The following is a 20,895-nucleotide window of genomic DNA, read 5'->3' on the forward strand; positions in this document are numbered from 1 at the left end:
GTTGACGCAACTCCCCGTGCCCTCGAGAACGACGCTGCGGCGGGCGCGCACACGCGGCCGCCGTAGGACGTGATCCACGCCCTATGATTCGGAGCATCGAGTCGGGCGGATCGGTAGCGATCTCGAGATGTTTCACTTCCAACGATGTTGGTGGAGAGTGCTTTTAGTTAGCAATCTCTTCGCAAACATCGCGATCGAACCGGAAAAACCACTTAAAACGCTGTTCAAGCCGGGTTTTCGGACGCACCCGTGGAGCTACACGCAATGATCGGGCGAACTAGGCGCGGGCGTACCGGCCGGTGCCTGGTACTCGCATCGGCCGTGCGGTGTCACAGTATGTTCACCACGCGGGAGAGCCTGCGGAGGCGACTAGCGGCCCATCCGGTCACCGACGGCGTCCGCATCTGCCGGATGCTCGGACGACGACATTCGCCGCCGAATAGCCACAGCCACAACAACAGCCGCGGCAAGGATACACAATGTCCGCTCGGGCCACGGGCCCACCCGCGTCGCGGGTGTCGTCGCGTCGCGCAGCGGGACCGTCGCCTCCAGTGCGGCCGGAACGAATTTCGGGGTCTGCTGCGCGACGGCGCCGTCGGCGGTGACGATCGCGCTGACCCCGGTGGTGGCGGCCACGATCAGGGCCCGGCCGTGTTCGACGGCGCGCAGGCGCGACATGGCCAGCTGCTGATACGTCATCTCGCTGTCGCCGAAAGTGGCGTTGTTGGTCGGCACCGTCAGCAGTTGCGCACCGGCGCTCATCGAATCCTCGAAGGCGCGGTCGAAGGCCACCTCGTAGCAGGTCGCGACGCCGACGGCGACCTCGGGGCCGCCCCCGGCGGGGCGGGCGTGCACCACGCCGTCGCCGTGGCCGGGCACGAAATAGCCTGCGCGGTCGGCGTATTCGGAGAAGTGCCGGAAGAAGCCGCGCAGCGGCAGGTATTCCCCGAACGGCTGGATGATCTTCTTGTCGTGCCGCTCCCCCGGTCCGGCGTCGCCGTTCCACACGATGACCGAGTTGGTGGTGGTGACCGCGGAGTCGCCGGAGTCGCGGTTCACCAGGACCGCGCCGACCAGGATGGGCGCGTGGATCGCGGTGGACGCGGCGGCGATCTCGTCGGCGGCGTCGGCATTGCGCAGCGGGTCGATATCGGACGAATTCTCCGGCCAGATCACCACATCCGGCTGCGCGGCCTGCCCGGCGGCGACGGCCAGGGCCAGTTCCTCGGTACGGCGGACGTGGTTGTCGAGGACGGCGCGGCGCTGGGCGTTGAAGTCCAGTCCGAGCCGCGGCACGCTGCCCTGGATGGCGGCGACCGTGATGTGGCGGATGCCGTCGTCCGGGGCGGGCAGCGCGGAGCGCAGGAGCAGTCCGGCGCCAGGGACGATCACCACGACGAGTGCGGCGGTGACGATTCCGAGCAGCCATCGGGGCCGTCGCCGGTCGGCGATCCCCAGCAGCAGGGCGGCCAGCGCGGTCCCGGTGAGGGCCACCGCGAAGCTCACCCCGGGCGCGCCGGCGAGGCTCGCGAGCGGCAGATACCAGCCGTCGGCCTGCCCGAACGCCAGCCGTCCCCAAGGGAATCCGCCGAACGGGAAGGTGGAGCGACCCCATTCGGTCAGCGTCCACATCGCGGCCACCCACAGCGGCCACCCGGGCCGCGTGCTCACCAGCCGCGCGAGCAGCCCGAACAGCCCGACGTACACCGCGCACGCCGCCGACAGCGCCAGCCACGGCACCGGCCCGACGTAGATCCCGGTCCAGGGCAGCAGCGGGACGAAGAACGCCGCCCCGGCGAGCAGGCCGTACCCGAATCCGGCGCGCAGCCGCCCGTTCCCGCGCACCACCAGCGTCAGCAGCGCTATTCCCAGCGGCGCCAGATACCAGCAGGCCCGCGGTGGGAAGCTCGCGTAGATCAGCAGTCCGGCGACGATCGCGCCGACGATCCGCGACCACACCGGATACCGCCGCGGCAGGTCCAGCAGCCTCGCGCCGACGTCACGAGTGTTCGCGGTGGCGTCACGAATGTTTCCGGCACGCTGGTGGCCGGGATCGGTATCGGGCGCGGCCACTGCGCCTTCGGCGTGATCGTTCGTCATCGACGTTCGCGTCTCACGCCTCGTAGATGGTGACGCCGCGATGGACCGTGCGCAGGCAGGCGGGCGGTGTGGTGCCCGGGTCGAGCGGCGGGAGGCCGGGGACCCGCGAGCGCGGGTCGGTGGACCAGCGCTGGACCTTGTCGGAGGCGGCGGCCACGACCAGATCGGCGGCGTCCCAGATCGCGTACGAGGCGGGCGCGCCGGGGACCAGGGTTCCGGCGATGCCGTCTCGGATACCCCCGGCGCGCCAGGCGCCGCGGGTGGCGGCGGCGAAGGCGGCGCGCGGGGAGATCTGGTGGCCGGGCGTCCGGTGGTGGGCCGCGGCGCGCACGGCCTCCCACGGGCTCAAGGCGGTGACGGGGGCGTCGGAGCCGAGGGCAAGGGAGATCCCGGCGGAGGCCATGGCGGCGAACGGGTTCAGGGCGGCAGCGCGCGCGCCCAGTCGCGCGGCGTACATGCCGTCCGGCCCGCCCCATTCGGCGTCGAATCCCGGTTGCACGCTGGCGATCACGCCCGCGGCGGCCAGCGCCGCGATCTGCTCGGCATCGATCAGCTCGGCGTGTTCGACACGGTGCCCGCGCGCGGCGACCGCGGGACCGCCGAGGTCGGCCGCGACCCGCGAGAAGCCCTGTGCCACGGCCTCGAGCGCGCCGTCGCCGATGGCGTGGAATCCGGCCTGGATCCCCGCCTCGGTGCAGGCCCGCACGTGCGCGGCGACGGCGTCGGCCTCCAGGTAGCCGACGCCGGTGGTGTCCCGGTCGGCGTAGGGCGCGCGCAGCCAGGCGGTGTGCGAGCCGATCGACCCGTCGACGAACAGATCACCGGCGAGGCCGTGCACGCCCAGTTCGTCTATGAGGGCGCGGGCCTCGTCCGCGGTGCGGACCGCCTCGCCCCAGTACGCGCGCACCTGCACGCCGTGGGTGAAGGCGAGCAGTTCGGTCACGTCGTCCCGGCCGGAGATCTGCGGCCCGGCGCATTCGTGCACGGCCACAACGCCGTTGGCGGCGGCGTGGTCGAGGGCGGCGGTGCGGGCGGCGTCCCGCTGCGCCCGGTCCAGACTGTTCAACGCGCTGGCACGCACGAGGTGGTGGGCGTCGGCGCGCAGCGGTTCTCCCGGGGTGAATCCGGCCGCCGCGGTCACCTGCGGGACGGCGTCGAGCAGCGCGGAGGAAGCGACCGCCGAATGAGCGTCCACGCGAACGAGATACACCGCGCGGCCGGGTCCGGCGGCGGCATCGATCTCCTCGGTCGTCGGCGGCCTGCCCTCGGGCCAGCGGGTCTCGTCCCAGCCGTCGCCGAGGACAATGCCCGGATGCGCCCGGGCGTAGTCGCTCACCAGTTGCAGGCAGTGCGCGAGGGAGGTGGCCCGCGACAGATCGAGTCCGGTCAGTTGCAGTCCCAGCGCGGTGACGTGCACGTGCGGGTCCACGAACGCCGGCGCGACGAACGCGCCGTCGAGATCGACGACCTCCGCGTCGGGATGCAGCGCCCGCCCGGGCTGATCCGCACCCAGCCACACCACCGTGCCGTCGGTCACCGCCATCGCCGTGGCATCGGGTGAACTGGAGCTGTAGATGCGTCCGCCGACCAGCAACTGGGTACTCACGGCATCCCAGTCTGCCGTACGGGCGATCCGCCGCTCGGCCTGCCCTCGACCGGCCGCGGACCGCCCGCGGCGGCGGTGGTCAGCGACCGTCGATCATCGGGCGGGCCCCGCCCTGGCCGTCGTCGTAGTACTCGTGCACGACGGTGCCGTCGACCACATCGCCGCTGGGCTCGACGACCACGCCGTGATACCCGGCCGCCATGGACAGGCGGTCGATGCGGCGGGTCGCGAAGGCCGACACCACCGGGCGCAGCAGCGCGCGGGTGGGCAACAGCAGGAGCAGGCCGAACACGGAGGTGATCAAGCCGGGCACGAACATGAACACGGCGCCGAGCGCGACCAGCGCGCCGTCGGCGACGGCGGTGCCGGGCGCGATCTCACCGAGGCGGGCGCGGCGGAACTGGTCGAACACCCGGCGGCCCTGCGACCGGACGAGGATCAGGCCGAGGCCGGATCCCGCGATGAGCAGCAGAATCGTGGGGACGACGCCGATCAGATGGCCGACCACGACGAGCGCGGCGATCTCGACGACGAGGTAGAGCGCGAACAACAGGGCGGGCATGGCGATCCTTTCGAGAACGATCTACCCGTCCAACGCGCGGGACGCCCGATTTTCTCCCGCGGCTCCTGAATTCCGGCTGTGAATTCCGCGACCGGGCTCAGGCGCCCGGCCGCACCAGACCGGTTTCGTAGGCCAGCACCACCGCTTGCACCCGGTCGCGCAGGTTCAGCTTGGTGAGCACGCGGCCCACGTGCGTCTTCACGGTGGCCTCGGACAGGAACAGCTCGCCGGCGATCTCGGCGTTCGACCGCCCGGCGGCGATCTGCTCGAGCACCTCGCGCTCGCGGGCGGTGAGCACGTCGAGCACCGACGGGTCGCGCATCCGCGCCGGATCGTCGGCGATGAGGCGGTCCAGCAGCCGTTTGGTCACCTTCGGCGACACCACCGCATCGCCGGCGGCGACGCTGCGGATGGCTGAGATCAGGTCCTCCGGCGGGGTGTCCTTGAGCAGGAAGCCGCTGGCCCCGGCCCGCAGCGCGCCGAGCGCGTGCTCGTCGATGTCGAAGGTGGTCATCACCAGAACCCTGCTGCCGCACCCGGATTCGAGGATCTGCCCGGTCGCGGTGACGCCGTCGACCACGGGCATCCGCACATCCATGAGCACCACGTCGGGCCGCAACTCCCGCGCCCGGCTCACCGCCGCGGCCCCGTTGTCGGCCTCCCCCACCACCTCCACGTCCGGATGGGCGCCGAGCACCATCTTCAGCCCGGCACGCATGAGCTCCTGGTCGTCGACGACGAGAACGGTGATCGGCACGCGCACCAATCTATAGCGTCCCCCGACGTCCCCACCCCGTCTCCCGACGCCCCCGCCGGTTTCCCGGAGCACCCGCCGATTTTCCCGACGTCAGTCGGGGCCGTCACGGTCCAGCGGGATGACGGCGCGGACGCGCCAGCCGCCTTCCGGGCGGCGGCCCGCCTCGAGGCTGCCGCCGAGGACGGCGACGCGCTCACGCATGCCGACCAGGCCCAGACCGCTGCCGATGATCTCGGCGCGGACGCCCGGAGCAGCGGCACTCGCGGCGTGCCCGAGGTCGTCGACCTCGACGAGGACGTCACGGTCGCGGCGGCGCACCCGCACCCACGCCTTCGGATCGGGCCCGGCGTGGCGGAAGGTGTTGGTGAGCGACTCCTGGACGATGCGGTGCACGCCCAGGCTGACCTCGGGGGTGACGTCGTCGAGTTCGCCGGTCAGCTCCAGTTCCACCACCAGGCCCGCGCTGCGCATCATCTCCACCACCCGCGCCAGGCCCGCCGTCCCGTGTTGGGGCAGCTGTTCGGGGGCGTGTTCGGTGCGCAGCAGGGCGACGGTGCGGCGCAGTTCGCGCAGCGCGTCGCGGCCGGTGCCGGCGATGACGCTCAACGCCTGTTCGGCCACGTCCGGATCGCGGCGCAGCGCGTATTTCGCGCCGTCGGCCTGCACGATGATCACGCTCACCGCGTGCGCGACCACATCGTGCAGTTCGCGGGCGATGCGGGTGCGCTCGATGGCGACGGCCTCGTGGGCGCTGCGCTCCCGGTCGTAGTCGGCGACGGCGAGACGGGCCGCGACCTCGGTGTCGTAGGCGTGGCGGGCGCCGAGGAATTCGGCCAGCGTCCAGCACAGCGCGTAGAACATGATCAGGAATCCGGTGGTGATCCAGACGCCCTGGTTCAGCAGCGTGATCGACAGAATGCCGTCCACGGCCAGCGCCGCGAGATAGAGCAGCCCTTCGCGGCGCCCGACATAGGCGACCAGCGTGTAGAGCATGATGCCCACCGCCACCAGCGCGGGCGGCTGCAGATCCTCGCCGATCGCGATGCTCACCACGGTGCTGCCGATGGAGACGGCGAGCAGCGCCGCGGCGCTCCCCCGCGGATACGCCCGCCGCCACACCACCGGCAGCGGGGCCAGCACGCCCAGCACCACGTAGACCGCGTGATGCTGTTTCCCCGCCACGGTCAGCAGATCGAGCACCAACAGCACCAGCGCCAGCATCGAGTCCGCCACGAGTGGTTTGCCACGCAGCCACAGACTGAATCGACGCACCCGCTCAGCCTAGGTGGCACAGCCGGCGTAGCCGTCCTCAGCCGCGCACGGCCGGAGCGAATGCGGAGGTACGCCTAAGTGGCGCAGTCGGCGTAGCCGTCCTCGGTCCGCGCACGGCCGGAGCGAATGCGGAGGTACGCCTAGGTGGCGGCGCGCTCGTTCCGAGCAGGCCGGGGGCGGATTTGCCCAATCATCCGACGTCTGATTGGGTCGCTCGGTGAATCTCGCAGACTGGGCGGTACTCCTCGCGGCCGCGACCGCGGCGGGCTGGGTGGATGCCGTGGTCGGCGGCGGCGGGTTGATCATCCTGCCGACGCTGTTCCTGGTCGCCCCCACGATCGCGCCGCAGACGGCGTTGGGCACCAACAAGATCGCCGCCTTCTCCGGCACCACCGCGGCGACGATCACCTTCGCGCGCAAGGTGCCGATCCGCTGGCGGCTGCTGCTGCCGGGCGCGGTGATCGCCGCGGGAGCCGCGGCGGCCGGATCGGCGGCCGTCGCGCTGATCGACCGCGACTACTTCATCCCGATCGTGATGGTGGTGCTGATCGGCGTCGCGATCTTCGTGACCGCGCGGCCCTCGATCGGCGTCACGATGGCCACCCACGCCCCCACCCGCCGCAAGACGATCCTGGTGGTCGCGCTGGCCGCGGGCCTGATCGGCTGCTACGACGGGCTGCTCGGGCCCGGCACCGGCACGTTCCTCATCATCACCTTCGCCACGCTGCTGGGCACCGAGTTCGTCCGCGCCGCGGCGATGGCCAAGGTGATCAACTGCGGCTCCAATCTGGGCTCGCTGCTGTTCCTCGGCGCGACCGGGCACGTCATCTGGACGCTGGGCCTGGCCATGGCCGTGGCCAATATCGCGGGCGCGATCGCCGGGTCGCGCATGGCGCTGGCGCGCGGCGCGGGATTCGTCCGCGCGGTCCTGCTGATCGTGGTCGTCGGCATGGTGATCCGGCTGGGCTGGCAGCAGTTCGGCTGAGCCCCGCTCTCAGCAGCGGGCCTCGGCCATCATCTGCCGGACCGGCCGATCCGCCCGCGGCGGCTCGGCCAGCCAGGGCGCCAGGACCTTCGAGGTCGTCTCCCGGATCTTGTGGTGCAGGCGCTCGCCGTCCTCGATCGCGTGGCGGCCGGAGAACAGCACGGTCAGCGCGCCCGAGACCGCGCCGACCACCGCGCCGACCAAGGCGGCCGCGCCGACCTCGTCGAGTTCCTCCGGGAACGCCCCGCGCAGCTGGCGGGCGATCTCCTGCTGGGCGGCCAGCTGGGCGTGCGCGGCGCGGCCGCTGACCGCGGGCACCGTGCGCGAGACCTGCGCGCGCAGCACGGAGATGCGGGCGGCGAGGTCGTCGCCGAGATGGTCGCCGGGATTGTCGCCGGCCGCGCGTAAGGCGCGTAACAACACTTCGACGGGCCGCTCGTCGGGCCGGCGGGTGGCGATGGCGTGCACGGCGGCGCGCACCCGCTCGTCGGGTTCGGGGAAGAGCAATTCCTCTTTGCTCTCGAAGTAGTTGAAGAACGTTCGCGTGCCCACCTCGGCGGTCGCGGCGATATCGGCGACGGTGGTCGCCTCGTAGCCACGTCTCTCGAACAGGTCGACGGCGGCCTCGAGGAGGGCACGGCGGGTGCGTTCCCGCTTACGGTCACGGAGCGCGGATGGCGGCACGCGGGCACACGGTACGCCATTGATCACGAAACACCCGGCAAGCTGTGTGTCGGCGCGTGCGGTTCACCTCGTGCCACACCGCATGTCGTGCGGGTTTGCATCGCGTGCAGGTTTGCACGGCGTGTCGTGCTGGGCGGCAACGATTCCCGCACGGCCGCATCGAAAGCTGTTGAACGACCGGTCCGCAACCGATTAGCGTATTCGCCGTGAGCACCCCTGTCCGGGCCGTGGACGAACAGTTCCGCGCCCTCCCGCTCGCCGAACTGGCCGACGCCGCGCTCACCGCGGCCCGCGCCGCCGGCGCCACCCACGCCGATCTGCGTGTGCACCGGCTGGTGACGCAGTCGATCCGGCTGCGCGACGGGCGCGTCGAATCCATCGGCAATGCCACCGATCTCGGCTTCGCGGTCCGGGTCGTCGTCGACGGCACCTGGGGTTTCGCCTCGCACGCCGATCTGTCGCCCGCCACCGCGGCCGAGGTGGCGCGCCGCGCGGTGACGGTCGCGACGACGCTGCGCGCGCTGAACCGCGAGCGCGTCGAGCTGGCGGACGAGCCCGTCTACGCCGGAGCCGCCTGGGTCTCGCCCTACGAGATCGATCCGTTCGCGATCGAGACACCCGAGAAGGTCGCACTGCTGCAGGACTATTCGCGGCGGCTGTCGGACGCCGCGGGCGTCGACCACGTCACCGCCTCGGTGCTGCAGGTCAAGGAGCAGACCTTCTACGCCGATACGGCCGGATCGTCCATCACCCAGCAGCGGGTGCGCCTGCACCCCGAACTCGAGGCGATCACGGTCGACCCGGCGGCGGGCGTCTTCGAGACCATGCGCACCCTCGCCGCTCCGGCGGGCCGCGGCTGGGAGTACGTCACCGGCGCCGACGGCGTCTGGGACTGGCACGGCGAGCTGGCGCGGATCCCGGAGTGGCTGGCGGAGAAGGTGTCCGCGCCGAGCGTGGATCCCGGCGCCTTCGACCTGGTCATCGATCCGACCAACCTGTGGCTGACCATCCACGAGTCGATCGGCCACGCGACCGAATACGACCGCGCCATCGGCTACGAGTCCGCCTACGCCGGAACCTCGTTCGCCACCCCCGACCAGCTCGGCGCCCTGCGCTACGGCACCCCGGTCATGCACGTCACCGGCGACCGCACCCAGGAGCACGGGCTCGCGAGCGTCGGCTACGACGACGAGGGCGTGGCGGGCCAGCGGTGGGATCTGATCCGCGACGGCACCCTGGTCGGCTACCAGCTCGACCGCGTCTTCGCCCCGCGGCTGGGACTCGACCGCTCCAACGGCTGCTCGTACGCCGATTCGCCGCATCACGTCCCCATCCAGCGGATGGCGAACGTCTCCCTGCAGCCGGATCCCGAGCGCGACACCACGACCGCTGAGCTGATCTCCCGGGTCGACAACGGCATCTACGTGGTCGGCGACAAATCGTGGTCCATAGATATGCAGCGCTACAACTTCCAGTTCACCGGTCAGCGGTTCTACCGCATCCGCGACGGCCGCCTCGACGGCCAGCTGCGCGATGTCGCCTACCAGGCCACCACCACCGACTTCTGGGGCGCGATGGAGGCGGTCGGCGGGCCGTCGACGTGGGTCCTCGGCGGCGCGTTCAACTGCGGCAAGGCGCAGCCCGGGCAGGTGGCGGCGGTCAGTCACGGCTGCCCGTCGGTGCTCGTGCGCGGCGTGACCATCCTCAACACCCGCGCGGAGGCCGGGCAGTGACCACTACCGACGGGGTGTTCCCCGCACAGGATGTCGTCGAGCGCGCGCTGCGGCTCTCGCGCGCCGACGACGCGATCGTCATCGTCACCGACGCCTACGAGGCGTCGCTGCGGTGGGCCGGAAACTCCATGACCACCAACGGTTCCTCGGTCTCCCGGCAGTGGACGGTGGTCTCGATCCTGCGGGACGGCCCGGAGGCCGCGCGGGTCGGCAGCGTCGTGTCGACCAGCGTCGACCCCGCCGAGATCGAGGCCGTCGTGCGGGCGAGCGAGGAGGCCGCGCGCACCGCCGCACCCGCGAGCGACGCCGTGCCGCTGCCGGATCCCGATCCGCTCGGGCCCGATCGCGCTCTGCCCTGGGAGGGCGCACCGGCGACCACCGATATCGGCGTCTTCGAGCGGCTGGCAAGCGATCTCGCCACCGGATTCGACGGCGCGGACCGGCTCTACGGCTTCGCCCACCATCAGCAGCATTCGACGTGGCTGGGCACCTCGACCGGGGTGCGCCGCCGCTGGACGCAGCCCACCGGATCGGTGGAGATCAACGGCAAACGCGGCGAGGGCGCGGAGCTGGCGAGCGCGTGGGCCGGGACCGGCACCGCCGACTTCACGGATGTCGACGTTCCCGCGCTGCTCGCCGAGCTCTCGCGCCGGCTCGACTGGTCGCGGCGGCGCGTGGAACTCCCGGCCGGGCGCTACGAGACGCTGCTGCCGCCGGGCGCGGTCGCCGATCTCATGATCTACCTGATGTGGTCGATGGAGGGCCGCGGCGCGCACGAGGGCCACACCGCATTCTCCCGCGCGGGCGGCACCCGGATCGGTGAGCGGCTGGGCGACCTCCCGCTCACGCTGTACTCCGATCCGAGCGCTCCCGGGCTGGAGTACCGGCCGTTCGTGGCCACGCCCTCCTCGTCGGAGTCGCTGTCGGTCTTCGACAACGGGCTCACCGCGCGCCGCGCCGACTGGGTGCGCGACGGCGTCGTGACCTCGCTGATCTACCCGCGCGCCACCGCCGCCGAATTCGGCGCGCCGGTCACGGTTCCCGGCGAGAACCTGCTCATGACAGGCGGATCCGGCGCCACGCTGACCGATATGGTCGCGCGCACCGAACGCGGGCTGCTGCTCACCTGCCTCTGGTACATCCGCGAGGTGGATCCCGCGACCCTCCTGCTCACCGGGCTCACCCGCGACGGCGTCTATCTCGTGGAGAACGGCGAAGTGACCGGTGCGGTCAACAATTTCCGGTTCAACGAGAGCCCGCTGGACCTGCTGCGCCGGGCGACCGAGGCGGGCGCCACCGAGATCACCCTCCCCCGCGAGTGGAAGGACTGGTTCACGCGGACGGCCATGCCGCCGTTGCGGATTCCAGATTTCCACATGTCGTCGGTCAGCCGCGCGACGTAGCGGCCGCGCGTCCGGCGGGTAATCGACTGGCGGGCAATCGCTCCGGTGCCCGCGACCGGCTCGCGTATGGCAGAATCGCCCCACCGGAACCGCCGGTCCGTCGCGCTTCCCGCTGTCGCGACCGGCCGCCGCACAGCTCGAGCACCGGAGGAGCTCGTGACCGATCGCCGCCGAGATCTTTATCCAGATCGATGGAACCAGGGCGGTCGCGTGTGCGTCGAATCGATAACAGATACGCACGCAGTCGTATGGGGGCATCATGGGAGATGACAGCGGCCGGCAGGTCTTCGGCCCGCTGATCGAACAGGCCAAGACGGGTGCGGTTTCGCTGAAGGTGAATCCGCAGGCGTTCGTGGCGCTCGATCAGGCGATGGAGAAGCGCAAGACCGAGATCCGGGCCATTCAGCAGCTCGTGCAGCAGGTCAACCAGCACGAATCCTGGGGTCTCGGCGAGAAGTCCGCCGTCCTCACCTCGGCGCACACCCTCGTGCAGCGCTTCCGGGACAAGGGGTCCGGCGGCGGCAGCAGCGCCCACGAGGCGCTCGAGGGTCACTGGCAGGTGGCCGACGAGGTGCAGAGCCTGTTCCGCACGATCCGCGAGCGGCTGCAGCAGACCGACAGCGAGTTCGCCGCGCAGTACCGCGCGATCTCGACGGCACCGGGCCCGGCCGCGCCCGGCCCCAGCGCGGAGAGTGTGTGATGAGCGGATACGACCAGCCCGGAATCACCAACCCGGAGAACGTCGACGCGCTGACCCATCAGCAGATCTACGACGCCTTCCAAACCGTCGACGACCAGACCGCCCCGGTGGTCACGGCCTGGCAGCAGGCGCGCGACCAGTGGCGGGACTCCACCACGCAGCTGGTCCAGTCCGTCCGCACCGCCGTCGACGGCGAGTGGACCGGCGCCGCCGCCGACACCGCGGTCCAGGCCCTGACCGACTACGGCACCCAGGCCGGAACGCTGGCGGACCTGTTCGACCAGACCGGCCAGGCGGTCGCGAACACCGCCACCGCCGCGCTGACCGCGAAAGCGTATGTGCCCAAACCGGTTCCGGTCAGCGCCGACCAGACCAAGGACCCGTCGGGCTACGACGGCCAGTCCCGCGCGGCCCAGCAGGCGCAGGACGACGCCCGCCAGGTCATGCAGCAGCGCTACGTGGTCCCGTTCCTCGATCAGGACGGTCGGCTGCCCACCTATCCCGCCGCGATATCGATCGGCGGCGAGGGCGATTCCGGCGGCCCGCTGAGCGGCCTGTTCACCGCGGCCGGTTGGAAGCCGTCCGCGGGCGCGACGGTGACCACCGCCGCGTCGGTCACGGGGCTGCCCGTCAACGGCAGCGGACTCGGCACCGACCCGGGCAGCAGCTCGCTGTTCGGGGGGCAGCCCCACACCTCGAACGGCCAGGACTCCACGTCCTCGCTCTACGGTTCCCGGCCGTCGCGGCCCGGCAAGCCGAATCATCAGTCCCCCGGCGGCAACCGGCCGTCGTCCACCTCGCCGGGCAGTCGCTTCCCTTCCACCAATGGCGTCAGCTACGGCGTCCCGCAACAGCAGCACGGGCACGACGCACCCCAGCAGACCCAGCCCGAGAAGCCGAGCGGTGACGAGAGGCCCGCGCCGCGGCCGAGCCACTCCACCTCACCCGGCTCGTCCACCTCGCCCGGCGTCGGCACGGGCCCGGTCGAGCAGCCGAAACCGGATCTGCCCCGCCCGGTCACCGGCACCGCGCCCGACGTCTCGTCGAGCTACACCTCACACGACAGCACGACCGGTGCGGCCACCTCTGCCAGCTCCCACAGCGGCGCCGCCACCACCGGCACGGGCGCGAACACGCCGCAAACCCAGGCGCCACAGTCCCAGGCACCTCAGTCCCACGCGCCGAATTCCCCTGCACCGGCACCGTATTCGCCGCCGCAGGCACAGACGCCGGTCGCGCCTCCGGTCACCCCGGCACCGCCGGTCGCGCCTGCGCCACCGGTCGCACCCGTGCCGCCGCCCGCGGCCGGTCCGCTGCCGAGCGCGCCGGTACCGCCGCCCGTCGCCCCGCCCGCCGCGCCGCCGCCCGCCACGCCCATGCCCGCACCGGCTCCGCCCGTGAGCCCGCTGCCGCCGAGCCCGGCTGTCCCCACGCCGCAGCCGGCTCCTGCCCACCCGGCACCCGGCGCGCCACTGCTCAAGCCGGCGCCGCCGGTGCCACCGGTCGCGCCGCCGCCCCCGGCGACCCCCAATCCGCCGGTGCCCCCGCAAGCGCCGAACGCCCCGGTGATGAAACCCCCGGCCTTCACTCCCCCGTCCGCGCCCGTGACACCGCCGGATCTCACCCCGTACACCACAGCGGGCGCCACCGCCGTCGGCGGCACGGCGGCCGCGGAACTCGCCGACAACAATTCGCCGCACCGAATCCCCCGCCTCCGCGTCCGCTTCCAGGGCGACCGCGACCGTTTCGGCATGCGATTCGACCAGCACCGCGAAACCGCCGATTCCACCGCCGAGGACCTCACCCCCGACACCGCCGCCCAGGAACAGGCCGCCGCCGAGGCACCGTCGGCCACCGATTCCACGCCGACCGAGGTACAACCCGCCGACACGTCAGCCGAACAGACAGCGGCCACTGACGGCGACGCCTCGCACGCCACCGCGGCCGAGCCCCAGCCGGGCATCATCGGATTCCATGCCGCCGAACCCGTTTCGACCACGGATTCGGGAAGCGGATCGTCTCTCGGCGATAGCGGCACGGCTGCGGACGACTCCCCGTCCGGGGCTACCGACGACACGGCCGGAGAACCGGGACCAGCAGAGCCGGCTGAGGGGGTGCACGGCGGAGCCGACACTCTGCAAGACTCCGGCCGACATGCCGCGAAGGAGCCGCTGGTGGATACTGTCGGAACAGAGTCCGCCACAGCGGGTTCGGAGCCGAGGTCCGATACCGGCGCCTCGTCTCCTGCCGGGCGACCGGACACGTACCGCAACGTTCCACCCGTGATTGGTGAATAGATGGCGTCCTGGTCGTTCGACGAAGAGGAATTCGCGGCCCTGTGGTACGGGCCCGCCAACGACCGCATGCTCTATCCCCTGAATTATCTGTCCCGGTTCGGGCACGTCAACGAGCGCGACGCGTTCTGGGCCGGGGTGCGCCAGGAGTACTCCGAACGCGGCCGGCTGAGCTGGAACGAGGCCGATCTGCTGCGCCGCGCCTTCACAGTGCTGACCGATCCGGAGGTCTGGGCGGAGATCCACGGGGTCTCCGACCAGGCCGGGCCCATCCGGGTCGCGGCCGCCCGGCACGACCGGCACGCCGCGCTCGCCATGCAGTTCCTGCGCCGGGAGCGGATCGAACTGTCCATCACCTCCGCCGACCGGCTACCGGACCGGCTGACCATGCTGCTGTCGGAACAGCCGCCCGGCAGCCGGCCCGCGCAGGCGTTCGTCGCCGCCGACCTCTATCCCGAACATCAGCCGGTACTCCGCTACACCGGCGAATCGACTCCTCTCCAGCGCTACCGCGACTTGGTCCGCCGACCGGCCACCGGCGCGGGGGTGATCACCGTCTTCCGCGGCCCGCGCCGCCAGGGCCTGCGCCCGCCCCGCAAGGTCGGCACCGTCCGCTGGTACGACATCGAGGACGACGGCCGCTATATGGAGACCGGCACCCGCACCCTCACCGTCCGCCCCGCCGACACCTCCGCCGTCCGCAGCGCGGTCACCCGCCTCCTCGACCACGCCCTCACCGAATTCCGCGACTACACCGAAGATCTCGGCGAATTCGCCCACCAGCACGCCACGATCGATCCCCCCGCTTCCCCGGCCCCGGGCCTGCGCCCCTGACCCTCGGAGAATCAGACGAGGGGCGTCATGAACGACCAGAGCCGGTTCTCGCAGCTGACGGTGTCGAATCCCGCGGTCCTCGGCGAGTGCAGCCCGAACCGCGGCGACACCCGGTGCAGCCAGATCACGCCGTCCCCGGCGGTGACCTCGCCGTGCTGCACCACACCGTCCGGATCGCGGTCGAGCCGGCCGGCTTCGAAGCCGAAGACCTCGGTCAGGAATGTGTGCGCCGCTTCGATATCGGCGTACACGAGCGTCGGGATCCGCCGCCGCACCTTTGTATCCAGCATGACCATGTCCTCCAATGTGTCCAGTAGTTCCCGGGATCGGATCTCGCGCCGGTCACCGGCGGCGTTCACCATGACGGTGAGCCGTTGCCGCAGGCGGTGCCCGACCGCGAGCTGCCCGTCGAGCTGTTCGATGTGCCTGCCCATCGCCGACCGCAGATCCCAGGCCGGATCGTCCAGCGCGGAGGCGATCTCGTCCAGCCGCAAACCGAGCTTGCGGAGCAGGGTGATCCGGTACAGCCGCTCGATATCGGCGGTCGAGTACAGCCGGTGCCCGGCGCTGGTGCGACCCGACGGCGCCAGCAATCCGATCTCGTCGTAGTAGTGCAGCGTGCGCACCGTCAGCCCGGTGGACCGAGCCAGCTCACCGACCTTGGTTCCCGCCATGACGCCCACGGTAGAACCTCACGCCGCGTGAGGAGCAAGGGCTGGTCGTGTCAGAGGAGGTTCAGTGCGAGGGCGAGTGTGCCGAGGGTCGCCAGGATGGTTGCCGAGCCGACGTGCATTCCGATCGAGATCCGGATGTCCCGGTGCCGCCAGGCGAGCCAGTATCCGGGGAATGTGAAGAGCACGCGGGAGACGAATGCCCACGGTGACCAGAGGTGGTACAGCGAGAACAGGACCGTGTTGAGCACGGGCGCCCGGCGGCCGAGGTGGGCGATGCGCGGCAGGAGGAAGCCGCGGAAGTACAGCTCCTCGATGAGCGGAAGTGCGAATCCGGTCAGTGGCAGGCAGGTCAGCATGGTGGTGAGCGTGGTGGCGTGCGAGTACCCGTGCAGGTAGGCGTTGGTGCCGTTGCTGCCGGCGTCGGCGTAGGGGAGCCAGGTGAACAGGTGGTCGAGGAAAAATGTGTTCACCGGCGCCAGTGCGTAGCCCAGGATGATCATCCACAGGATGAGCGGGACGACCATCGCCACCAATCTCCGGCGTGCGACCGGCCTGCCGGTGTAGTGCAGCACGCCGTGGAGCGCGGGGCGGCCGTTGCGGCGGTAGCCCAGCCACAGCAGACCCGCCAGGATCGGCAGGAGAACCGTGCACAGGGCGACGGCCCAGCCGGCGAAGTGCGGATAGCCGATGGCGTCGGCGAACGGTTCGCCGATGAGCAGGTAGGCGGCGACGATCAGCGCACCGGGAGCAAGGTGCAACAGGACCGACAGCGGCACGGAGTGACGATCACTCAGCAGCCGTTCGGCCAACCGGTTCGATCGTGTGTCTACGGAAGCGGGCATGACCGGATTCCTCGTACTGGTGGAATGTGGACAGATGCGGATGCCGTTGCGCGGGAAGGGCTTCCGCGTCGCCTCAGCGCGCCTCGTCATCGAGGAGAGCGGCGACCTCGCGGACCGCGTCGGCGACGGCGGGGGAATCGTTGCGCAGGATCTTGCCGTGATCGCTGGCGACCCGCGCGCTGATCTTCAGGTTCGGGTTCCGCGCCAGGTACGGGTCGAGGGTGCGGCGCATCTGCTCCAGCTCGCCGCCCTTGTCGTAGACGGTCTCGGCCGAGGCGGCCACGTATCGGACCGGGAGGGCAGCGCGGTCGAGGAGGGGGCCGAGGGCGGCGTGCAGCGCGTGGGCCTCGATCTGGATCTCGGCGTGCTGGTCGGCGCTCATCCGCGCGGCTAGGCCCAACGGGGCGACCAGCGGCAGCAGCGGCCGCATCCGGCGGAACGTCTTCCGCAGTCGCTCCCGGCCCGCCTCGTCGGTCCAGCCGGACGGGTACGGGCCGTCGACCCCGACCACGCCCAGCGCCCGATCCGGGTGACGGTCGGCCCAGTAGACCCCCAGCAGCGCGCCGTAGGACCAGCCGACCAGCAGCGGCTGGTGCACGCCACGTGCGGCGAGAACCGCATCGATATCTCGCAGGCAGGCCTCGAACGAGTAGTCCGCGGATCGCTTCGACCTACCGCGAGCCCGCTCGTCGAACGTGATGTGCCGATAGCCGGGGCCGAGGTCGGCGATCACGCGCCGCCAATGCCGTTGGCTGGCATACGATCCGTTCAGATAGACGATCGGCCGGCCGGAACCGCCGGTGTCGGTCACGGCCAGCGCGGTGTCGTCCACCGGCACGGTGCCGATCCAGGTCGAGGTCGAAGTAGCGTTGTCGGACATCGTTTTTCCTTCCGAAGAGGTGTTGTCCAACACTCTCGCCAACTCGGCTGATACGGACCTGACATGTCGCTGACATAGCCTGACACGAGAGTTTCGGCCTGGTCAGGCCCCCGACGACGAACACCGACGGGCAGCTGACCGACGCTCGGCTACCGCGCTGGGCGGTCTCGACAGTTGCTACCGCGCTGGGCGGTCTCGACAGTTGCTACCGCGCTCGGCGGTCCCGGCGGTTGCTAGGCCGTTTCGGCCAGGACCGCGGACTGCCACACGTCGGCGAGATCCTGGAGCGGGATGTCCAACGCCCGGCTCAGGCCGACCACCGTGCCGAACGCGGGGCTCGGCAGGCGCCCGGACTCGATCTTGCGGAGAGTCTCCGGGGAGATGCCCGCCGCGCGCGCCACTACCACCGGGTCCCGTCCCGCGCGGGCGTCGCGCAGGTACGTGCCGAGGCGGCGACCGGCCTCGACCTGGGCGGGAGTGAGGGGCAGGCGAACCATGCGGCCAGGCTACGGCTGGTATTCAAATACCGCAAGCGCTATGGTCGGTATTTAAATACCGATGAAAGGACGCACGTGGTAGAACTCAAGACCCCCGCCGAGATCGAGCGCATGCGCGTGACCGGGCAGTTCGTCGCCGAGACCCTGGCGGACCTGCGCGAGCGCGCGCGGGTGGGAGTCAACCTGCTCGACCTGGAACTGCACGTTCGCCGGCGCATCGAGGAACGCGGCGCGGTCTCCTGCTACTGGGACTATTCGCCGTCGTTCGGCCGCGGCCCGTTCCGCAACACCATCTGCCTGTCGGTGAACGACGCTGTCCTGCACGGACTTCCGTTCGACTACGCGCTGTGCGACGGCGACGTGCTCACCATGGATCTGGCCGTGAGCATCGATGGCTGGGTGGCCGATTCGGCGGTGACCACCATCGTCGGCAACGCCGACGACCGCGACCTGCGGCTGGTCCGCGCCACCGAGGAGGCCCTGGCCGCCGCGATCGAGACGGCGCTCCCGGGCAACCGCATCGGCGACATCTCGGCGGCCATCGCCGAGGTCGCGCACGGGTACGGCTATCCGATCAATACCGAATTCGGCGGCCACGGCCTGGGCCGGACCATGCACGAGGATCCGCACGTGGCCAACGACGGGCGCCCCGGCCGGGGCATGGTCCTGCGCCCGGGTCTCACGCTCGCTCTGGAACCGTGGTTCGCCGCCGGCACCGACCGCATCGTGACCGATCCGGACGGGTGGACCCTGCGCTCGGCCGACGGCTCCCGCACCGCCCACTCCGAGCACACGATCGCCGTCACCGACGACGGCCCCCGGATCCTGACCCTGGCCGCCTGAGCCCTATCACGCCTCCCCGCCGCCCGGGAACTCGCCGCCGATACCGTCGAGGTCCGCCCGCGACAGTCCGAGTGCGGCGAGTTCCCGGCGGCACTCGCTCGCCCGCCCGGAATCCCCTGCGACGTCGCGCATTTCGGCCAGCATGGCCAGTGCCCGGCCACGCTCGAGCGGCGGCGCGGTGCCCGCGAACCGGCGCAGGCCCACCTCCAGCACCTTGGCGGCGGCCCGCTCGTCGGTCTTGAAATCGCGCAGGATCCGCGCGTTGTCGATCACCCGCGCCAGCCCCTCGAGGTCGCGCGAACCGCCGTATTCGACCTCGGGTTCGTCGCGCTGGATGTAGATGATCGAGTTCCCGGCCGGGTCGACGACCGTGAATCGCGACTGCCCGGGCCGGAACCGGGTGATCCGCGGCGCCCCGCGCGCGGGAACGCGGCTGTAGCGCTCGCGCAGCCCGTCGCTGAACGCCCGATGCAACTCCGCGGCGTCATCGATCATCACCAGGCAGCCGACGTACGCCTCTTCCGCGCTGCCGCCACCCTTCGGCATCGGCCCGAAATGCACCTCGCAGCCGTCGCGCTGCACGACGCCGTAGGTGTAGGGCCGGGTCTGCTCGTAGGTCACCTTGTAACCCAGCGCCCGGTAGAAGTCGAGCGTGACCGGCAGGTCACCGCTCCAGAGCACCGGAATCGAGGTGGAACTCATGCATTCCCCTTGGCTAGGTAATCAAATTTGACTAGCCGACGGTAAGCCGGTTGGCGGCGGAAGTCAAATTTGACTAGCATGATCGAACACCCTCGGCCAGCGAAGGAGACCCGTGTCCGCCGTACGCCTGCTCGTACTGGGAGTGATCCGGATGCGGCAGCCCACCTACGGCTACGCCGTGCGCCAGGAGCTGCTGTCCTGGCGCGCCGAGACGTGGACCAATGTCAAACCGGGTTCGATCTACCACGCCCTCAAGCAGCTCACCGCCGACGACGCGCTGCGCGCGGTACGCACCGAGGACAGCAGCCAGGGACCGGGCCGCACTCTCTACGAACTCACCCCTGCGGGCGAATCGGAATTCCTCGCGCGCTTGCGATCGGCGCTGACGAGTGTCGATATGGAGGAACTCGGCGCCGGCATCGCCTTCATGGACGCGCTGCCGCGCCGCGAGGTGATCGATCTGCTGACCGAGCAGCGCCGCGCCGCCGCCGGCGTCCGCGACGATCTGATCGCCATGGCGCCCGACTTCCCGGGCCGCCACGACGCGCCGCACTCGCGCGACCTGCTCGACCTGTGGAGCGGCGTCTTCGATAACTTCACCGGCTGGACCGCCCGCCTCCTGGACCGCCTGGCGGCCGGCGAGTATCGCATGGCCGACGACCGCCCGCGCGATGCCGATCCGGACCGCCGCGGATAGGCTGCCGGATGTGGACAATCCCTTCGGTGACGCCGGCACCGCGAATTACGTTCTGCTGACCACGTTCCGCAAGGACGGCACCCCGGTCGGGACGCCGCTGTGGGCCGCGCTCGGCGACGGCAAACTCTACGTCTGGACGGTCACCGACAGCTGGAAGGTCAAGCGGATCCGCCGCGATCCCAAGGTGACGGTGCAGCCGTGCAGCGTCAACGGCACCCCGCAGGGCGAGGTCGTGGAGGGCACCGCCCGCATCCTCGACGACGCGGGCAGCGATCGCGTGCGCGGCCTGATCAAGCGGAAGTATCCGGTGCAGGGGTGGCTGATCGTCACCGGCAGCGTCCTGCGCCGGGGCAAGCGCGGCACCGTCGGCATCGAGATCACCGCCGATAGCTGACACGCGAAACACGCACGCGCCCAGCCTCTTCGGTCCCTAGGCGGTCGGGGCCTGCTGCGCGATCGACAGCCCGACCGACCGATCCTTGCCCAGGAACAGCTTGTGCCCCTGGATGGCGAGGGTGCCGATCACCCCGTACTTGCGCCCGACCAGACCGCGGACCCGGTCGGTACCGGCGTCGTCGAGCACCTCGGCCGTGCCGGTCAGGATCTCCTCGCCCCGCACGCGCCCGCGGTTGTCGCACGCCTGCAGGGTGACCTTGGGATCGCGGCGGATCCGTTTCACCTTCCAGGTCTTGGGGTTGGTCCACACCACGATGCGGTCGCCGTCGGGCGCCACCCACACCGGCGTGCCGACCGCGGTGCCGTCCTTCTTGTACGTCGTGAGTAGCGCGTATTTGGCTCGCGCGAGATCGTTCCAGGTCATGGGGCCAACA

At 71.0% G+C, this 20,895-nt stretch carries 21 protein-coding genes; 9 read left to right on the forward strand and 12 right to left on the reverse strand.

Going from position 1 to position 20,895, the window contains the following annotated elements; all coding sequences use genetic code 11:
- Positions 1 to 369: 369 nt before the first annotated feature.
- The 5 genes from lnt to ON41_RS15950 all read right to left on the reverse strand — a co-directional run bounded on the left by lnt (position 370) and on the right by ON41_RS15950 (position 6,297).
- Positions 370 to 2,100, reverse strand: a complete 1,731-nt coding sequence (lnt, locus tag ON41_RS15930; protein WP_083905384.1) for an apolipoprotein N-acyltransferase — start codon at positions 2,098 to 2,100, stop codon at positions 370 to 372.
- A gap of 13 nt (positions 2,101 to 2,113) precedes the next feature.
- A complete protein-coding gene (locus ON41_RS15935; RefSeq protein WP_040748386.1) occupies positions 2,114 to 3,706 on the reverse strand; it encodes an amidohydrolase in 1,593 nt (530 codons plus the stop codon).
- Positions 3,707 to 3,785: 79 nt separating this feature from the next.
- The gene (locus ON41_RS15940; RefSeq protein ID WP_040748387.1) at positions 3,786 to 4,268 is read right to left on the reverse strand and encodes an FxsA family protein; all 483 of its coding nucleotides are present in this window, start codon (positions 4,266 to 4,268) and stop codon (positions 3,786 to 3,788) included.
- Between the two features lie 97 nt (positions 4,269 to 4,365).
- Positions 4,366 to 5,025: a response regulator gene (locus ON41_RS15945; protein WP_040748502.1), complete on the reverse strand. Its 660-nt coding sequence runs from the start codon at positions 5,023 to 5,025 to the stop codon at positions 4,366 to 4,368.
- Between the two features lie 90 nt (positions 5,026 to 5,115).
- Entirely contained in the window at positions 5,116 to 6,297 is a 1,182-nt protein-coding gene (locus tag ON41_RS15950) for a sensor histidine kinase (protein WP_040748388.1), read from the reverse strand.
- A 217-nt stretch (positions 6,298 to 6,514) separates the two neighbouring features.
- Between ON41_RS15950 and ON41_RS15955 the strand changes: the two genes are divergently transcribed.
- Positions 6,515 to 7,282 carry a TSUP family transporter gene (locus ON41_RS15955; RefSeq protein ID WP_040748389.1) on the forward strand — a complete coding sequence of 256 codons (768 nt, stop codon included), beginning with the start codon at positions 6,515 to 6,517 and terminating at the stop codon, positions 7,280 to 7,282.
- A gap of 9 nt (positions 7,283 to 7,291) precedes the next feature.
- On the opposite strand, the gene ON41_RS15960 is transcribed toward ON41_RS15955, so the two are convergent.
- Positions 7,292 to 7,966 carry a TetR/AcrR family transcriptional regulator gene (locus ON41_RS15960; RefSeq protein ID WP_083905385.1) on the reverse strand — a complete coding sequence of 225 codons (675 nt, stop codon included), beginning with the start codon at positions 7,964 to 7,966 and terminating at the stop codon, positions 7,292 to 7,294.
- A gap of 206 nt (positions 7,967 to 8,172) precedes the next feature.
- Here ON41_RS15960 and ON41_RS15965 point away from each other — a divergent pair, with 206 nt between their 5' ends.
- The 5 genes from ON41_RS15965 (at position 8,173) to ON41_RS15985 (ending at position 14,930) form a co-directional block, all read left to right on the forward strand.
- A complete protein-coding gene (locus tag ON41_RS15965) occupies positions 8,173 to 9,699 on the forward strand; it encodes a TldD/PmbA family protein (protein WP_040748390.1) in 1,527 nt (508 codons plus the stop codon).
- A 14-nt stretch (positions 9,700 to 9,713) separates the two neighbouring features.
- Entirely contained in the window at positions 9,714 to 11,102 is a 1,389-nt protein-coding gene (locus tag ON41_RS15970; RefSeq protein WP_040748391.1) for a TldD/PmbA family protein, read from the forward strand.
- 259 nt (positions 11,103 to 11,361) lie between these two features.
- Complete coding sequence (locus tag ON41_RS15975) at positions 11,362 to 11,802, forward strand: hypothetical protein (protein ID WP_040748392.1); 441 nt, start codon at positions 11,362 to 11,364, stop codon at positions 11,800 to 11,802.
- A complete protein-coding gene (locus ON41_RS39055; protein WP_157185488.1) occupies positions 11,802 to 14,099 on the forward strand; it encodes a hypothetical protein in 2,298 nt (765 codons plus the stop codon). Before ON41_RS15975 ends, ON41_RS39055 begins: the two co-directional genes overlap by 1 nt.
- Positions 14,100 to 14,930 carry an ESX secretion-associated protein EspG gene (locus ON41_RS15985; RefSeq protein ID WP_040748393.1) on the forward strand — a complete coding sequence of 277 codons (831 nt, stop codon included), beginning with the start codon at positions 14,100 to 14,102 and terminating at the stop codon, positions 14,928 to 14,930. It abuts the gene before it with no gap.
- A gap of 11 nt (positions 14,931 to 14,941) precedes the next feature.
- On the opposite strand, the gene ON41_RS15990 is transcribed toward ON41_RS15985, so the two are convergent.
- The 4 genes from ON41_RS15990 to ON41_RS16005 all read right to left on the reverse strand — a co-directional run bounded on the left by ON41_RS15990 (position 14,942) and on the right by ON41_RS16005 (position 17,823).
- On the reverse strand, positions 14,942 to 15,604 hold the full coding sequence (locus ON41_RS15990) for a MerR family transcriptional regulator (RefSeq protein WP_051161607.1): 663 nt from the start codon (positions 15,602 to 15,604) through the stop codon (positions 14,942 to 14,944).
- Between the two features lie 50 nt (positions 15,605 to 15,654).
- On the reverse strand, positions 15,655 to 16,446 hold the full coding sequence (locus ON41_RS15995; protein ID WP_040748394.1) for a CPBP family intramembrane glutamic endopeptidase: 792 nt from the start codon (positions 16,444 to 16,446) through the stop codon (positions 15,655 to 15,657).
- Positions 16,447 to 16,519: 73 nt separating this feature from the next.
- Positions 16,520 to 17,326, reverse strand: a complete 807-nt coding sequence (locus ON41_RS16000) for an alpha/beta fold hydrolase (protein ID WP_040748395.1) — start codon at positions 17,324 to 17,326, stop codon at positions 16,520 to 16,522.
- Between the two features lie 233 nt (positions 17,327 to 17,559).
- Positions 17,560 to 17,823 carry a helix-turn-helix transcriptional regulator gene (locus ON41_RS16005; RefSeq protein WP_040748396.1) on the reverse strand — a complete coding sequence of 88 codons (264 nt, stop codon included), beginning with the start codon at positions 17,821 to 17,823 and terminating at the stop codon, positions 17,560 to 17,562.
- Positions 17,824 to 17,898: 75 nt separating this feature from the next.
- Between ON41_RS16005 and map the strand changes: the two genes are divergently transcribed.
- Positions 17,899 to 18,666: a type I methionyl aminopeptidase gene (gene map, locus ON41_RS16010; RefSeq protein ID WP_040748397.1), complete on the forward strand. Its 768-nt coding sequence runs from the start codon at positions 17,899 to 17,901 to the stop codon at positions 18,664 to 18,666.
- A gap of 6 nt (positions 18,667 to 18,672) precedes the next feature.
- On the opposite strand, the gene ON41_RS16015 is transcribed toward map, so the two are convergent.
- Positions 18,673 to 19,368 (reverse strand): DUF8817 family protein, encoded by a 696-nt coding sequence (locus ON41_RS16015; protein ID WP_051161609.1) that lies wholly within the window; start codon positions 19,366 to 19,368, stop codon positions 18,673 to 18,675.
- Between the two features lie 112 nt (positions 19,369 to 19,480).
- Between ON41_RS16015 and ON41_RS16020 the strand changes: the two genes are divergently transcribed.
- Positions 19,481 to 20,065: a PadR family transcriptional regulator gene (locus ON41_RS16020; RefSeq protein ID WP_040748398.1), complete on the forward strand. Its 585-nt coding sequence runs from the start codon at positions 19,481 to 19,483 to the stop codon at positions 20,063 to 20,065.
- Positions 20,066 to 20,075: 10 nt separating this feature from the next.
- A complete protein-coding gene (locus tag ON41_RS16025) occupies positions 20,076 to 20,459 on the forward strand; it encodes a PPOX class F420-dependent oxidoreductase (protein WP_040748507.1) in 384 nt (127 codons plus the stop codon).
- A gap of 36 nt (positions 20,460 to 20,495) precedes the next feature.
- Here ON41_RS16025 and ON41_RS16030 read toward each other — a convergent pair whose 3' ends face one another.
- Positions 20,496 to 20,885 (reverse strand): PPOX class F420-dependent oxidoreductase, encoded by a 390-nt coding sequence (locus ON41_RS16030; RefSeq protein WP_040748399.1) that lies wholly within the window; start codon positions 20,883 to 20,885, stop codon positions 20,496 to 20,498.
- Between the last annotated feature and the right edge of the window lie 10 nt (positions 20,886 to 20,895).

Source organism: Nocardia transvalensis NBRC 15921 (genome assembly GCF_000308875.1).
Taxonomy (GTDB): domain Bacteria; phylum Actinomycetota; class Actinomycetes; order Mycobacteriales; family Mycobacteriaceae; genus Nocardia; species Nocardia transvalensis.